We start from the raw sequence: 14,055 nt of genomic DNA on the forward strand, positions 1-14,055 counted from the left end.
GGTCTCCGCTGAAGTTTTGTTGATTAGCGTCGCCATGCACACGGCCCACCCCCTGCCCAGGGCCCGAAGCACTGGAGACCGACATGAGATCGCGTCGTCTCGTCGCTGTCGCCTGCACCGCCGGCGTCGTCCTGTCCCTGCTGAGCGTCAACGCCCAGGCCGCGGCACCGAAAGAGGGCCTGCGCCTGCTGACCGTCCGCGACTCCCTGACCGCCACGCACACCTGGTACGAGCAGACCTTCGACGGAAAGCCGGTGCTGGGCGCGTACTACGTCGAGCACGTCGACAAGGCGACCGGCGCGAAGACCGTGGACGACGGCCGGATCACAGTCGGCACCGTCGACGTCACGCCCGCGGTCACCGCCGAGGACGCCAAGACCAAGTCGGCCGGTGTGCCGGAAGGGACGAACCTCAAGGTGCTGCCCGGCACCGGCCTCGTCTACGAGGTGATCTCCGACAACGGCAAGGGATCCGAGCGCACGCTGGTGCACGCGGAGTCCGGTGCCGTCGTGAAGTCCGAGAGCCTGGTCAAGCACGCGGACGGCACCGGAAAGGTGTTCAGCCCGAACCCGGTTGTGTCGCAGCAGAACCAGAACCTCAAGGACGACAACAACAAGGACTCGGCAGTCCCGGCCGCCGCGTACAAATCGGTCACGCTGTCCAATCTGGATGGTTCCGGATACCTCAAGGGCAACTACGCGCAGCTGACCGGCGCCAAGAGCAAGCTGGCGTACAACACGAACAACCAGTTCAGCTACACGCGGTCCAACGCGTTGTTCGAGCAGGTCAACGCCTACTGGGGCATCACAGAGGCGCAGAAGTACATTCAGAGCCTCGGCTTCACGAACATCAACAACGAGGCCCAGAAGGTCACCACGATCGGACTGGCCGACGACAACTCGTTCTACGACCCGAACAAGGACCAGATCACGTTCGGTACCGGTGGTGTCGACGACGCCGAGGACGTCGAGGTGATCTGGCACGAGCTCGGCCACGCGATCCAGGACGCACAGGTGCCCGGTTTCGGTGACCCCGCCGGCGAGTCCGGGGCGATCGGCGAGGGCTTCGGCGACTGGTGGGCGTTGATCATGTCCTCGCGCGACTCGCAGGACACGACCACGACCCCGTTGGCGTGCATCATGGACTGGGACTCGACGTCCTACACGACCACGACACCGCACTGCATCCGTCGCACCGACACGGAGCTGAAGTACGCCGACCGCAAGGGTGAGGTGCACTTCGACGGTCAGATCTGGTCGCGGGCGCTGTTCGACGTCTACAAGAAGTTCGGCCGCGAGAAGTCGGCCAAGATCGTGCTCGAGGCCCAGTTCTCGTACTCCCCGACGACCTCGTTCGCGGCGGCCGCGGCGGTCACCGTCGCCACCGCCAAGAAGCTCTACGGCGACGCCGACGCTGCTGCTGTCCAGGCCGCGTTCACGGCACGTGGAATCGCCTGAGTCAAAAGTCAAACCGCCCGTAACAGACAAGTGGCGGTTGTGCTGCTGATTCTCCGCCCGTGACGCTGTGTGTGCCGCTGCTCGACACCCTGCACACACAGCGTCATCGGGAAGGACTGGCAACATGGCGAAAACCCTGCATCGCCTGATCGTGTCCGTCATGGTTTCCGCGCTCGCGAGCATCTTCTTCATCGCCCCCGCGGCCAACGCCGGCGACGTGTCGCCGATGATCGTCGGTGGCACGCGAGCCAGCACGTCGACGTACCCGTGGGTGGTCTACCTGGCCTCGACCTCCGGATCGCAGTTCTGCGGAGGCACGCTGACGAAGGCCAACAAGGTCGTCACCGCCGCGCACTGCGTGAAGGGCCGCTCGGCCGCCAGCACGCGCGTCGTGCACGGCCGTGACGACAAGCAGAGCACCGCGGGCACGGTCGCGAACGTGACCAAGATCTGGGTCCACCCGAGCTACACCACCGCGACCGCCGGCTACGACGTCGCCGTGCTGACGCTGGACCGCAACATCAACTCGGCGACGCTGCCGCTCGCCACCCCGGCCGACACCGCGCTCTACGCGGCCGGGAACTCCGCGCTGATCCTCGGCTGGGGCACCACGTCGTCGGGCGGTTCCGCCTCGCGGTACCTGCTCAAGGCCAACGTGCCGCTGACCTCGGACAGCACCTGCAAGACCGCGTACCCGCAGTACAGCAACACCTCGATGGTGTGCGCGGGCTTCCCGCAGGGCGGCGTCGACACCTGCCAGGGCGACTCCGGTGGCCCGCTGGTGTTCGGCGGCAAGCTCATCGGTGACACGTCCTGGGGCCGCGGCTGTGCCGGCGCGGGCTACCCCGGCGTGTACGGCCGGATCGCGCCGTACTACTCGGTGATCAACGCTCAGCTCTGAGTCGATTGTCTGTTGCAGGGTGCGTGCCTCGGCGCGCACCCTGCACGCATGGCTGATCTAGAAGCTGTGCCGGAGGACTGGTCGAGCGCGCTGGTCGTCGTCGCTCACCCCGATGACATGGAGTACGGCGGTGCGGGCGCCATCGCCCGTTGGACCGCTCAAGGCAAGAAGATCGCGTACCTGCTCGCGTGCCGTGGCGAGGCCGGCATCGACTCGATGGATCCCGAGGTCTGCGGACCGTTGCGGGTCGAGGAGCAGATCGCGTCCTGCGCGGCCGTCGGCGTGACCGACGTCGAGTTCCTGGACCACCCCGACGGCGTCATCGAGTACGGCGCGCCGTTGCGCCGCGACATCGCGGCCGCCATCCGCCGGTACAAGCCCGAGGTCGTGATCACGGGCAACTACCGCGAGACCTGGCCCGGTGGCGGGCTGAACATGGCCGACCACATCGCCGTCGGCCGTGCTGCCGTCGACGCGGTGCGGGACGCGGGCAACCGGTGGATCTTCCCGGACCTGGGGCTGGAGAAGTGGGAAGGCGTCAAGTACGTGCTGGCGGCATCCTCACCGTTGTCGACACACGCCGTGGACATCACTGACTCGTTCGGCGCTTCGGTGGAATCTCTGCGCGCCCACAAGGCCTATCTCGAGGCGCTGAGCGGCGACATGGCGGACCCCGAGCCGTTTCTTCGTTCGATGGCGGAGGCCGTGGGGAGGCAGTTCGGCGGCGGGCTGGCGACGTCGTTCGAGCTGTTGCGGCTGTGACCATGTTCCCTTCAACTGGACACGACGTGTCCGGTGTGGATGCTTCTACGCATGGCCCTTGAACAGCACTACCTGGCCGGCCTCGATCTCCGGGGCCGGCGCGTCCTCGTGGTCGGCGGAGGCACGGTCGCCCAGCGCCGCCTGCCCCGCCTGATCGCGTCCGGCGCCGCAGTCGAACTCGTGTCGCCGTCCGTCACGCCCGCCGTCCAGGGCATGGTCGACGCGGGGGAGCTGACCTGGCACCAGCGGCGTTATGAAGCCGGTGACGTCGAGGGCGCGTGGTACGTGGTGGCCTGCACGTCGAACGTAGAGGTGAACACGCAGATCGGCGATGAAGCGCTTGCGCAGCGTGTGTTCTGCGTGCGCGCGGACATCGCCGTCGAAGGCACGGCCGTGACGCCGGCAGTCGGCACGCACGACGGCATGGTGCTCGGCGTGCTGGCAGGCGGCGAGCACCGCCGGTCGGCTTCGGTGCGCGACGGCCTCGTGGCGGCGTTGCGCGACGGTCGCATCGCGGACCAGGCCGCCCCGCCGGTCGGCGTGGCACTGGTGGGCGGAGGTCCCGGCGACCCCGAGCTGATCACCGTGCAGGGCAAGCGTTTGCTGGCCCACGCGGACGTCGTCGTCGCGGACCGGCTGGCCCCGCGCGAGCTGCTGGAGGAACTGCCCGCGCACGTCGAGGTCGTGGACGCGGCGAAAATCCCGTACGGCCGTGCGGCGACGCAGGAGTTCATCAACCAGACGCTGATCGACCGCGCCAAGGAGGGGAAGTTCGTCGTCCGGTTGAAGGGCGGCGACCCGTACGTCTTCGGGCGCGGCTTCGAGGAGCTGCTGGCGTGCGCCGAGGCAGGCATCCCGGTCACGGTCGTGCCAGGCGTGACGTCCGCGTTCGGCGTGCCCGCTTTGGCCGGTGTACCGGTGACGCACCGAGGTGTGGCACACGAGGTGGTCGTCGTCTCCGGCCACGTTGCACCAGACGACCCGCGCTCTCTCGTCGACTGGTCTGCCATCGCACGCCTGCAGGGCACCGTCGTGCTGATGATGGCCGTCGAACGCGCCGGTGCGTTCGCCACGGCGTTGATGGAAGGCCGCCCCGGCACGACACCCGTCGCCGTGATCCAGGAAGGCAGCACGGCATCTCAGCGCGTCTACCGGTCCACTTTGGACTCTCTGGGTGCCGACGTGAAGGCCTGGGAAGTTCGTCCGCCGGCGATCATCGTGGTGGGCCCCGTCGCCGGCATTGCTTCCGCAAATAGTTAGGTAAGTTCCTTTACAAAAGCCGCCCGACCGGTGGACTCTGCATTCACGCCGCCTAAGTCCACCGGTTTGTGCGGAGGCATGCATGAAACGCGCCTTGTCTGTGGCGGCAGCAATTGTGTTGATGATGTCCGGTTTGTTCGCTTCGTCACCAGCGAGCGCGGTCCCGGGATCACAACAGGTTTTCTGGACGTTCTACGGCTGGTACGACAACACCCCGCCGGGCGGAGACATCGCGTACCCGCAGATCCACAACTCGGCCGGCGGCAAGGGAACCTGGTCGGACCCGATCACGTTCGCGACGTCCAGCAAGGAAGCCAAGCCGGGCACGAAGATCTATTTCCCGCGCGTGAAGAAGTACTTCATCATGGAGGACTCCTGCTCCTCCTGTGAGCAGGACTGGAACGGCAACGGCCCCAACGGCGGCCCGAAGCTGTGGCACTTCGACGCGTGGGTGGGCGGCAAGGGCGGCAACGCCATGAACGCCATCGACTGCGAAGACGCCCTGACCAACTACCACGACGACGGCAAGCCGGTGATGGAGGAAACCATCATCAACCCGCCGTCGAACCTGACCGTGGACTCGACGCCGATCTTCAACACCTCGACCGGCGAGTGCTACGGCGGCGCGAAGCCCAAAACCACCAACGGCGAGTACAAGAACGTCTCGACCGGCAAGTGCCTGCAGGGCGGCTCCTCCGGCGCACAGCTCACCACGGCCACCTGCAACGGCGCCGCCTCACAGCAGTTCAAGTTCCACGGCGCGTTCATGGAACAGGGCTCACCGCAGCAGTGCACCACGCTGTCCTCGGGCAAGGTGCTGCTGAAGAAGTGCGACGGCGGCCCGGCCCAGCAGTGGTCCATCAACCCGAACAAGACCATCTCGGACATGCAGTACAACACCAAGTGCTACCGAGACGCTTCGGGCAAGGTGACAGCGGCGTCCTGCTCCGGCGACGTCGCCAAGTGGACCTTCAAGGCCGCGCCCACCAAGTGAGCGCGTAACGGCTTCAGGCTGAGCAACCCGACCGCGGTACGCAGCACCACAGCGACGTACCACGGCGCCAACAGTCCGAAGTAGTCAGCGACAAGGCCGCCCAGCAGCGCGCCGACCGGCTGAACACCCCAGGTGATCAGGGTCTGCGCGCTGCTGACGCGGCCCAGCAGTTCCGTCGGCACCGCTCGTTGTCTGAGGGCCGCCGTCGCCACACCCCACACCGCGGTGCAGAACGAACTGACCACCGCGAACACCGCGACCGTGAGCAGATCGCGCGCCACCGTCGCAATCCCCAGCCACATCAACGGAATCAGCAACACGGTGACGGTGACGGTGTTGCGATACTCGGCAAGCAGCCGCTCGGCGAGCAACCCGCCCGCGACACCGCCACAGGCGAGGGTGGCGAGGAACGCCCCGAACCCGGCGTTCGTCAGCCCGAGCCTGTGCTGGGCGAACAACACGAGCGTGGCCATCGTCATCGCGATGCACAAGTTCGTCGTGGCGCTGACCAACGTGACCGTTCGCAGCGCCTTGTGCTTCATCAACCACCGCAAGCCTTCGATGACCTTCGGTCTCGTCGGTGACTCTCTGCGTTCGGTACGCATTCTCGTGACCAGTACCGCCGCGATGGCGAACGTCAGCGCGTTGACCCAGAACGGCGCTGGTACCGCGATCGCGAACAGCAACCCACCCAGCGGCGGCCCCACGAACTGCAGCGCCACCGCCTGCGACGCGAACAGCCTCCCGTTCGCCCGCTCCAGCAGGTGGTTCTCGACGGTGGCCTTGATGAGCGGCTGTCCCACCGCCCTCGGCACGTTCTCGGCGGTGCCGATCAGAAACGCCATGCCGTAAAGGAACGCGATGTGCGCACTGTGAAAGGCCGCCAGCACGGCCATGAGCGCGCACTGGACCCAAAGGGCTGCGACGAGCAGACGCCGACCGTCGTACCGGTCGGCCGCCGCGCCGGCGGGGAGTGCGGCCAGCAGCCAGGGGAGCGCGGCGAAGAAGCTGACTCCCGCGATCAGCTTCGGATCCTGGGTGAGGGTCGTGGCGAGCAGGGGGAGCGCGGCGAGGAAGATGCCGTCGCCGAGCGCCGAGATGGCGCTGCCGCTCCACAGCAGGTACCAGTTCCGCCCCATGCCGCACCTTATGCGCCGGCGCGAAAACGATCGCCGCCGAGGGCCCCGCCCACCCAGGGGGCTTACCGCCCACCTCCACTCAACGTAGCGACGATTCGGGCGTGTCAACCCACCGCTCACCGATCTGTGGACAACTCGCCGCACACACACGACGAGGGTCGCCTCCCCGCGGGGAAGCGGCTGTTGCCGTTGAGTCCGGTCGGTGTCGCGGCGCCTGCTGCTGACGGGCGTAGTCCCGCAGAACCTGTGCCTCGGCAGGAGGTGACGCGGCCGCACGAGGCCCACACACGACGAGGGCCGCCTCCCCGGTGGGAAGCGGCCCTCGTCGTCGAATCAGATCAGTGCTGCGGCGCCCGGCGCGGACGCCCGGTGCTGCTTGCTGCCCGGCCGAAGCCGCGGCCGCCCTCGGAGCGTTCCGAGCGACGCGGGCCACCGCGGAACTCGCCGCCCTCGGTGCGACGGCCGGAGCCGCCGCGGTACTCGCCGCGGCCGCCACCGGCTGCCGGGGCGCCGAAGCGACGGCCACCGGCGCTGCCGCTGCGGCGGGCCGGCTTCTCGCGTTCGATGATCGGCTCGCCGCTCGGGATGCGGGCACCGGTGATGCGGATCAGGTCGTCGTCGCCGGGGCGCACCTTCGTGCTCTCCGGACGGATGCCTGCTCGTGCTGCCATGCCCTGGACCGCGCGGCGCTGGTCGTGGGTGACCAGCGTGACGACCGTGCCGGACTGGCCGGCGCGGGCGGTGCGGCCTGCGCGGTGCAGGTAGTCCTTCGGGTCGGCCGGCGGGTCGACGTGGACTACCAGCGAGACGTCGTCGACGTGGATGCCGCGGGCGGCGACGTCGGTGGCGATCAGGACCGGCATGGTGCCCTCGCGGAACTCGCCGAGCACGCGGGTGCGCGCGCTCTGCGCCTTGCCGCCGTGCAGCGCTCCGGCGTTGACGCCCATCGAACGCAGCTTCTTGGCCAGGCGGTCCACGTGGTGCTTGGTGCGCACGAACATGATCGTGCGGCCCTCGCGCGCGGCCACCTCGTTCACCACGTTCTGCTTGTCCTCCGCGGACACGAACAGCAGGTGGTGCTCCATGGTCGTGACGCTGGCGGTGGCCGGGGCCACCGAGTGCGTCACCGGGTTGTGCAGGTACTGGCGGACCAGCTTGTCCACGTCGCCGTCGAGCGTCGCGGAGAACAGCAGGCGCTGCCCGTCCTGCGGGGTGAGGTCGAGGATCGCGCGGACCTGGGGCATGAAGCCCATGTCCGCCATCTGGTCGGCCTCGTCCAGCGCGGTGATCTCGACCGAGCCGAGGTCGCACGTGCCCTGGCGGACGTGGTCGGACAACCGGCCCGGCGTCGCGATCAGCAGGTCGACGCCGCGGCGCAGGTGATCGATCTGGCGCGGGAACGACGTGCCGCCGACGATGACGCGGCACCACAGGCCTAGCGCGCGGGCGTGCGGCGTGAGCGCCGTTTCCACCTGCATCGCGAGCTCGCGGGTCGGGACGAGGATCAGGCCGCGCGGCTTGTTCGGCTGCGAGCGGCCGGTCGCGAGGCGGGTCAGCATGGCGAGACCGAACGCGAGCGTCTTGCCCGAGCCCGTCTGGCCGCGGCCGAGGATGTCACGGCCGGACATGGCGTCGGGAAGGGTGGCCGCCTGGATCGGGAACGGCGCGGTGATTTCGTTGGCGACGAGCGAGCGGATCAGCGCGTCGGCCAAGCCGAGTTCGGCGAACGAGGGCAGCGGGCCTTCCGGCAGCGTGCTCTCGAAGACCTCGGCGACGATCGGTTCCTCGACCCGCTGCTGCGGACGCGAGGAATTGCCCTGGCGGCCCGGGCGGCGCCGCGGTGACCTGCGGCTCTGTACACGCTCGGAACGACCTTCGGACATTGATGGCAAAACAAACCTCCGGGACATGGCACGTCTCGAGGCTGCCCCGCGCGCTACCGCGGTGCCGATCACAAGGACGGGCCCGGCGTGATGGTCACGCCGCTGATGAGTGGGTGGAAACACCGGTCAACGGCCGTCAAGCCTTCATCGGTGTACAGCACAGTCTAGCTGATCAATGGCCACGGCCTGCGCGCCCGGCAGTGTCGTTGGACACGGCCGGACGCGCAAGGTGACTCACCCCATACCCGCCACGTCCAGCAGCGTCGCCACCAGCGCGGACGGGTCGGACATCTCAGGCGGCAGGCCGCGCGAGGTGAACCAGCCGCAGATGTTGCGGACGTCGCGGTCGAGGAACTCCGGCCCGCGGGGGTTCGCGACGAGGTCGACCACCTGGGGCAGGTCGATCATGATCAGCCTGCCCTCGTGGACCATCAGGTTGTACGCGGACAGGTCGCCGTGGGTGAGACCCGCTTCCGCGAGCGTCATCAACGTGCTGACCAGCTGCCGCCACAGGTCGAGCAGCTCGTCCTCGTCCGGACGGGCCTGTGCGAGCCGTGGTGCCGCGGTGCCCTTGTCGTCACCGATGAACTCCAGCAGCAGCTCGGTGCCGCTGCGCTGCACCGGATACGGCACGGGTGCGCCGATCTGCCACAGCTTCGTGAGCGCCGCGAACTCCGCGACGGCCCACTGCTCCGCGATCAGGTTGCGCCCGAACGAGGTGCGGTTCTGGATGGCCCGCATCTCGCGGGACTTCTTCATCCGCCGGCCTTCCAGATACCCCGCGTCGCGGTGGAACATCCGGTGGTCGTTGCTGCGGTAGCGCTTGGCGGCGAGCAGGCACGCCCGTTCACCCATCGCGCGTTCCAGCAGGAAGACGTCCGCCTCCTTGCCGGTCTTCACGATGCCCAGCTCGCGGTCGACCGCGGCCAGTTCGGTGATGAGCCAGGCCGGGTAGGGCTTGGGCCCCTGGTCGGCGTCGCCCCACGTGGACCAGCGATCGCCGTCCTCGGGGGTGTCCGCCGTGCTGAGCTGGTCCTCGCGCAGCCGCGAGATCCGCAGCTTCTCTTCTTCGGTCATCCGGCCGCGACGCGTCGGTTCCGCGTCGGCGGCGTTCTTGTTGGTGCGCTTTCCCTTGCGCCGCATGGTTTCGTCGGCGCCATCGAAAGCAGATTCGTAGCGTTCGTAAAGATCGTGCTCGCGCACGGTGGGGTCTCCCGGATGGTGAAGGTGACCGCCCCACTGGCGCTCTGCGATCAAACGATGCTGATCAGGCGCGAAGGGCGGAGGACGGGGTCGCGCATGCGGTGCCGCGTCCAAAGACAGGCTCTGACATGTCGCACCTCCTCGTTCCTCACGCCGCGCTTCGGCGAACTGAAGCTTGCCCGGTCTCCCGCCGGGCCCGCAACCGAATTAATCCGTGATCAGGTCGGCGGTCTTCTCGCCGGTGGGCACCATCTTCAACCCGGCCTTCTGCGCGAGCCTGACCAGGCCTTTCAGGTCGTCCGGATCGGCCTTGCTGGTCGCGATTGCCCGCGCGAGCAGTCCCTTGTGGGCCTTGTTGAAGTGGCTCACGACCTTGCCTTCGCTCGTGATCACCCGGACGACGACGGCGTGCGGGATCCGCGCGAGGCTCGAGTACGCGCCGGAACGCAGGTCGACGACGAACTCGTCGGTCTCCCGGAACAAGGGCTCCAGCGCCGGTTTCCACAACGTGCGCAGGCTGCCGTGGGACGGAAGCGTGCTGCCACCCGACAACCGGTACGCGGGAACCGGGTCGCCACCGCGGATCGCCCCGAACAACGCCGACGCGACCGCGAGCCGTTCGTACGCCCGCTCTTTCTCGGCCTTCTTGAGCGACGGGAAGTCCAGGTTGTCGTAGAGCACGCCGGTGTAGCGCAGCAGCGCGGGCGTCGTCTCGGACGTGCGCAACGCCGCGTTCCGGTGCACCTCATCGACCTGGCGCTCGGAGATGTCGAGCGCCTTGAGGCTCGCCGGAACGTCCTTGGCCAGGTCGGCGAGCGCCGACACGAGCTTGTCGCGGACCGGGTTGAGCTCGGGGAACGACAGCGCGTCGAGGTCGAGCGGCGCGCCCTCGCCGCCGATCGCCTTGGTCTCCGACGGGGGAAGCAGCACCAGCACGGTGGGAAATCGTAGGGCAAAGCTGGAAAACCGCTGGACCTGCGTGGTGCTCTGGAATGCGTGGACGCATTGGACCGTCTCTACGACTCACTCGACGCACGGCTGCGCCCGGAGGACGTGGCCGCCCTCGTGCTGGAGGCACAGCCTTCGCTGACGCATGGCGAACGCGCGGTGCTCCGCGAGGTGGCTCAGCACGCGTCGCGGTGGCACGGCTTCTCCGGCATGAGCGACGACTACGCCCGGCCGGTCGGTGCCGCACGTCAGGTGGCCGCGACCCGTTTCCTGTTCGGTGTGGACGGAGGCACCGTCGACGTCGACGACCCGATCTCGGTGCTGGAGTTCGCGGCCTTCGCCGGCGCCGAGATCAACTGGGACCCGGCACGCACGGACTTCCTCGCTGACCGGCTGAACCGCGAGGCCCGTGCCGACGCGGGCATCGAATTGTCGAAGCGTCAGTACAACCGGCGTTTCCGCATGCTGCGCCGGCTTTCCGCGAAGGCCGGCCGACTGGAACGCGCGCGGAAGATGCGGCGCATGACGCTGCTCGCGGCGGCGGGGTTCGTCGGCTCGATCGACCGCGACCGGTTCCGCGCCGACCCGGACGCGGCGTGCTTCATCGCCTACTTCACGTCCCGGCGCAAGCTGCGCCGCGAGTTCTCGCTCGCCGGCCGGGAGAACCCGTTCGACCAGGTGGCGGACCTGCTGTTCGCGCGCTGCACGCCCCGCACCGACTGGGCCATGATCGCGCTGGCCTGTCCGACGTGGGACGTCCTGCGCAAGCTGCGTCCAGAACAGCTCGGCGAACTGCTCGGCCGGTGGTCGGCGGCGACCAGGTCGGTGGCAACACAGCTGGGCGAGCTGTGGCGTGCGTCCGACATCGACCACGCGACCATGGTCGTGCGCCGCGGCGTGGACTCGTCGACCTGGAACGCCCTGGCCGGCGCCTACAACGCCGCGCGCGCCGGCTGGATCACCTGCCTGCACGCCGCCGGCCTGACCTCGCTGGTCGAGGACGCCTGGCCGGGCAAGGTGATGCGCGTGGTCGCCGCGGACCTCGCCCGCTGGCACCAGATGTCGGGAGGCGGCCTGCACCCGGACACCTCGGTGTGGTCGCGCCTGCCGCTGCCGTGGGACGTGCTCGCCGGCACGGCTGTCTGCACGCGCGCCGACGTGGAGGCGGCATGCCGTGAGCACCGCGTGGAGCCCGAACGTTCCGGATGGACGGCCCCGCGAGCGCACAGCGGCATCGCGCGCTTCCGGCCGACCCCGGAGCTCGTGCACGGCGTGTCCGTGTCCGATCCGTTGTGGGCCATGGCGTTGCGTCGCGCGCGGGTGTTCAGCGGCAAGTCGCTGAACACCGAGGTATTGGGTGGACAGGACGCGGTCGACTGAGTGAGGCTGTACCGCGTTCGGCTGTAGTTCAGCGGTAGAACACCCGGCTCTGGGACCGGGCGGACGCCGGTTCGAGCCCGGCCGGCCGAACGCGTGGAACACGTAGCTCAGTGGTAGAGCGCCCGGCTCTTAATCCGGGGGGACGCCGGTTCGAGCCCGGTCGTGTTCTCCACGACGCCTGTGGCGTCTGGCTTTCCGGGCTGGGCATGCCGCGCCATCCGTGTGAACGGTGGGGTGGCGTGCGTCGGCCTCGCAAGTCGTAGGCACGTGCCGGCACTCACCCGGCCGTGATCTCGACGGCGCCTGTGCCGTCTGGTGTTCGCGGCTGGGTATGCCGCGCCGTCCGTGCGAAACGGTGGAGCGGCATGCGTCGGCCTCGCAAACGGCAGGCACGTGCCGGTACTCACCCTCGGCTGTGGTCGCTACGGCGCCTGGAGCGTCACGTCGGCGAGGCCCATGGTGCCGCGCCACCCGCGCAGGCGGTTGCTGCGGGCCCTGTCCGCCTTGGCGCGGACGTCTTCGGCGTGCGGGGAGTCCGGGTTGGCGCGCACCCAGCGTTCCCACGCCAGGGCGTGCCCATTCTCGAACACGTCCCCTCGTCGAGGCTCGCCTGCTCGACGGCGAGCATGCGCGGAATGGCGTTGGTGTCGCACGGCGGGCAACGCGTTATTCGGTTGTTGGGCTTATCACCTCCCCGTAGCGTCGATTGAGTGGAACTCGTCTGGCGCCCGCTCACCACCGCGGACATCCCTGTGGTGGCCGCGCTGTACAACGCGGGCGAGGCGGTCGACGACACCGGAGAACTGCTGTCCGAAGAGGACTTCACCGAGTCGTTCGCCGAGGCGGACCTGCTCAACGGGTCGCTGGCCGTGCTCGTGGACGGAACCCTTGCGGCGTACGGCTTCGTCGTGCTGCGAGACGAACCCGTGGGCACGCACCGCGTCCGGCTGGACGGGATGGTGCACCCGGAGTTCCGCCGCAACGGCATCGGCCGTGAGCTGTTGCCTCGGCTGATGACCATGGCGCGCGAGTTGCACGCCGCGCGTCACCCGGTCATGCCGATGGTGGCGAGCACCATGGCCGAGAGCCGTTCAGCTGGCCACGTCGCGCTGTGCGAAGCACTCGGCTTCCGCGCGGACCGCCACTTCTACGAGCTGGAGGTGGCACTGGGCGAGTCACTCGCCCAGGTCCCGATCCCGGCCGACTACGAGATCGTGCCGTTCTCCGCCGCTCGCGACGAAGAGGTTCGCGAGGTGTGCAACGCGGCGTTCGCCGAGCATTGGGGTTCGGTCGAGCGCAGCCCGGAGGAATGGGCCGCGTCCTTCACGAACAGCAAGCGGTTCGTCCCGCAGACCTCCTTCCTGGCGCTCGCGAACAGCGCCGTCGTCGGTTTCGTGCTGGCACGGCACTACCCGGTCGTCGAGGAGATGACCGGCGTCCGCGAGCTGTGGATCGGGGACGTCGGCACTCTCGCGGAGCACCGCGGGCGTGGTGTCGCCTCGGCCTTGCTGAGCTGGACGCTGGCTCAGGGCAAGGCGCAGGGCTACCACCGCGCAGGGCTGTCCGTGGACTCGGCCAACTCGACCCGTGCGCTCGGCGTGTACGAGCGCGCCGGGTTCGAGGTGGCGCGGACCTGGATCGACTACGGGCTGCCGGTCAAGCTGAACGCCTAAAGCTCTTCGCCGGCCTGACCGACGCAGAACTGGTTGCCGTCCGGATCGGTCAGCACCGACCAGACCAGACCGGGGACGCTGTGCACCGCCACCTCGGTGGCACCGAGCTCGACGAGTCTGGCGACCTCCGCCAGGCGGTCCGGCACGTGCGAGTCGAAGTGGACGCGGTTCTTGCCCGGCGTGGCGTCCGGCACCTGCTGGATGCCGAGGGCCGGACCGTTCTCGGTGTTCGGCGCGAGGACGAGGAACTCGCCCCAGTCGTTCTGCACGGTGGTGTTCAGCGCGGCCGTCCAGAACTCCGCGAGCTTGCGCGCGTCGCCGGTGTCGATGGTGATCATGGCAATCGTCAGGGACATGCGACGGACGCTACTCAGGGGGTCTGACAATTCTGGTTCGCCCAGGTCAGGGCCCGTCGGAAGCACCGCGCGCGATTTCGGGAAACGTCCAACCAGTAC

General features: G+C 68.6%; 13 protein-coding genes and 2 tRNA genes. 9 read left to right on the plus strand and 6 right to left on the minus strand.

The window, feature by feature from the left end; genetic code table 11:
- Positions 1-83: 83 nt before the first annotated feature.
- From ACWGE0_RS18295 to ACWGE0_RS18315, 5 genes are all read left to right on the plus strand, one after another.
- Positions 84-1,457: a M4 family metallopeptidase gene (locus tag ACWGE0_RS18295; RefSeq protein ID WP_452262053.1), complete on the plus strand. Its 1,374-nt coding sequence runs from the start codon at positions 84-86 to the stop codon at positions 1,455-1,457.
- Between the two features lie 124 nt (positions 1,458-1,581).
- Positions 1,582-2,358 carry a S1 family peptidase gene (locus ACWGE0_RS18300; protein WP_452262054.1) on the plus strand — a complete coding sequence of 259 codons (777 nt, stop codon included), beginning with the start codon at positions 1,582-1,584 and terminating at the stop codon, positions 2,356-2,358.
- Between the two features lie 48 nt (positions 2,359-2,406).
- Positions 2,407-3,120 (plus strand): PIG-L deacetylase family protein, encoded by a 714-nt coding sequence (locus tag ACWGE0_RS18305; RefSeq protein WP_452262055.1) that lies wholly within the window; start codon positions 2,407-2,409, stop codon positions 3,118-3,120.
- A 51-nt stretch (positions 3,121-3,171) separates the two neighbouring features.
- Positions 3,172-4,380, plus strand: coding sequence for a uroporphyrinogen-III C-methyltransferase (gene cobA, locus ACWGE0_RS18310; RefSeq protein WP_452262056.1), 1,209 nt, complete (start codon positions 3,172-3,174; stop codon positions 4,378-4,380).
- A gap of 82 nt (positions 4,381-4,462) precedes the next feature.
- Complete coding sequence (locus ACWGE0_RS18315) at positions 4,463-5,374, plus strand: ricin-type beta-trefoil lectin domain protein (protein WP_452262057.1); 912 nt, start codon at positions 4,463-4,465, stop codon at positions 5,372-5,374.
- Here the strand turns inward: ACWGE0_RS18315 and ACWGE0_RS18320 are convergent.
- The 4 genes from ACWGE0_RS18320 to yaaA all read right to left on the minus strand — a co-directional run bounded on the left by ACWGE0_RS18320 (position 5,287) and on the right by yaaA (position 10,535).
- Positions 5,287-6,513: an MFS transporter gene (locus ACWGE0_RS18320; RefSeq protein WP_452262058.1), complete on the minus strand. Its 1,227-nt coding sequence runs from the start codon at positions 6,511-6,513 to the stop codon at positions 5,287-5,289. The two genes, ACWGE0_RS18315 and ACWGE0_RS18320, sit on opposite strands and share 88 nt — an antisense overlap.
- Positions 6,514-6,851: 338 nt before the next feature.
- Entirely contained in the window at positions 6,852-8,396 is a 1,545-nt protein-coding gene (locus ACWGE0_RS18325) for a DEAD/DEAH box helicase (RefSeq protein ID WP_452262059.1), read from the minus strand.
- Between the two features lie 234 nt (positions 8,397-8,630).
- A complete protein-coding gene (locus ACWGE0_RS18330) occupies positions 8,631-9,599 on the minus strand; it encodes a serine protein kinase RIO (RefSeq protein WP_452262060.1) in 969 nt (322 codons plus the stop codon).
- Positions 9,600-9,806: 207 nt separating this feature from the next.
- Positions 9,807-10,535: a peroxide stress protein YaaA gene (gene yaaA, locus ACWGE0_RS18335; RefSeq protein ID WP_452262061.1), complete on the minus strand. Its 729-nt coding sequence runs from the start codon at positions 10,533-10,535 to the stop codon at positions 9,807-9,809.
- A 60-nt stretch (positions 10,536-10,595) separates the two neighbouring features.
- Here yaaA and ACWGE0_RS18340 point away from each other — a divergent pair, with 60 nt between their 5' ends.
- The 3 genes from ACWGE0_RS18340 to ACWGE0_RS18350 all read left to right on the plus strand — a co-directional run bounded on the left by ACWGE0_RS18340 (position 10,596) and on the right by ACWGE0_RS18350 (position 12,099).
- Positions 10,596-11,927 carry a hypothetical protein gene (locus ACWGE0_RS18340; protein ID WP_452262062.1) on the plus strand — a complete coding sequence of 444 codons (1,332 nt, stop codon included), beginning with the start codon at positions 10,596-10,598 and terminating at the stop codon, positions 11,925-11,927.
- A 17-nt stretch (positions 11,928-11,944) separates the two neighbouring features.
- Positions 11,945-12,017: transfer RNA gene (locus ACWGE0_RS18345), tRNA-Gln, on the plus strand.
- 6 nt (positions 12,018-12,023) lie between these two features.
- Positions 12,024-12,099: transfer RNA gene (locus tag ACWGE0_RS18350), tRNA-Lys, on the plus strand.
- A gap of 250 nt (positions 12,100-12,349) precedes the next feature.
- Here ACWGE0_RS18350 and ACWGE0_RS18355 read toward each other — a convergent pair.
- Positions 12,350-12,517, minus strand: a complete 168-nt coding sequence (locus tag ACWGE0_RS18355; protein ID WP_452262063.1) for a hypothetical protein — start codon at positions 12,515-12,517, stop codon at positions 12,350-12,352.
- Between the two features lie 120 nt (positions 12,518-12,637).
- On the opposite strand from ACWGE0_RS18355, the gene ACWGE0_RS18360 reads away from it, so the two are divergent.
- Positions 12,638-13,600 (plus strand): GNAT family N-acetyltransferase, encoded by a 963-nt coding sequence (locus tag ACWGE0_RS18360; RefSeq protein WP_452262064.1) that lies wholly within the window; start codon positions 12,638-12,640, stop codon positions 13,598-13,600.
- Here the strand turns inward: ACWGE0_RS18360 and ACWGE0_RS18365 are convergent.
- Entirely contained in the window at positions 13,597-13,956 is a 360-nt protein-coding gene (locus ACWGE0_RS18365; RefSeq protein WP_452262065.1) for a VOC family protein, read from the minus strand. The genes ACWGE0_RS18360 and ACWGE0_RS18365 overlap by 4 nt on opposite strands.
- Positions 13,957-14,055 lie beyond the last annotated feature (99 nt).

The organism is Lentzea sp. NPDC054927 (assembly GCF_053610285.1).

Coding starts and splice junctions, on each gene's coding strand:
- ACWGE0_RS18305 (WP_452262055.1), top strand. CDS start 2,407: ATGGCTGATCTAGAAGCTGTGCCGGAGGACTGGTCGAGCGCGCTGGTC.
- cobA (WP_452262056.1), top strand. CDS start 3,172: ATGGCCCTTGAACAGCACTACCTGGCCGGCCTCGATCTCCGGGGCCGG.
- ACWGE0_RS18295 (WP_452262053.1), top strand. CDS start 84: ATGAGATCGCGTCGTCTCGTCGCTGTCGCCTGCACCGCCGGCGTCGTC.
- ACWGE0_RS18315 (WP_452262057.1), top strand. CDS start 4,463: ATGAAACGCGCCTTGTCTGTGGCGGCAGCAATTGTGTTGATGATGTCC.
- ACWGE0_RS18325 (WP_452262059.1), bottom strand. CDS start 8,396: ATGTCCGAAGGTCGTTCCGAGCGTGTACAGAGCCGCAGGTCACCGCGG.
- ACWGE0_RS18365 (WP_452262065.1), bottom strand. CDS start 13,956: ATGTCCCTGACGATTGCCATGATCACCATCGACACCGGCGACGCGCGC.
- ACWGE0_RS18300 (WP_452262054.1), top strand. CDS start 1,582: ATGGCGAAAACCCTGCATCGCCTGATCGTGTCCGTCATGGTTTCCGCG.
- ACWGE0_RS18320 (WP_452262058.1), bottom strand. CDS start 6,513: ATGGGGCGGAACTGGTACCTGCTGTGGAGCGGCAGCGCCATCTCGGCG.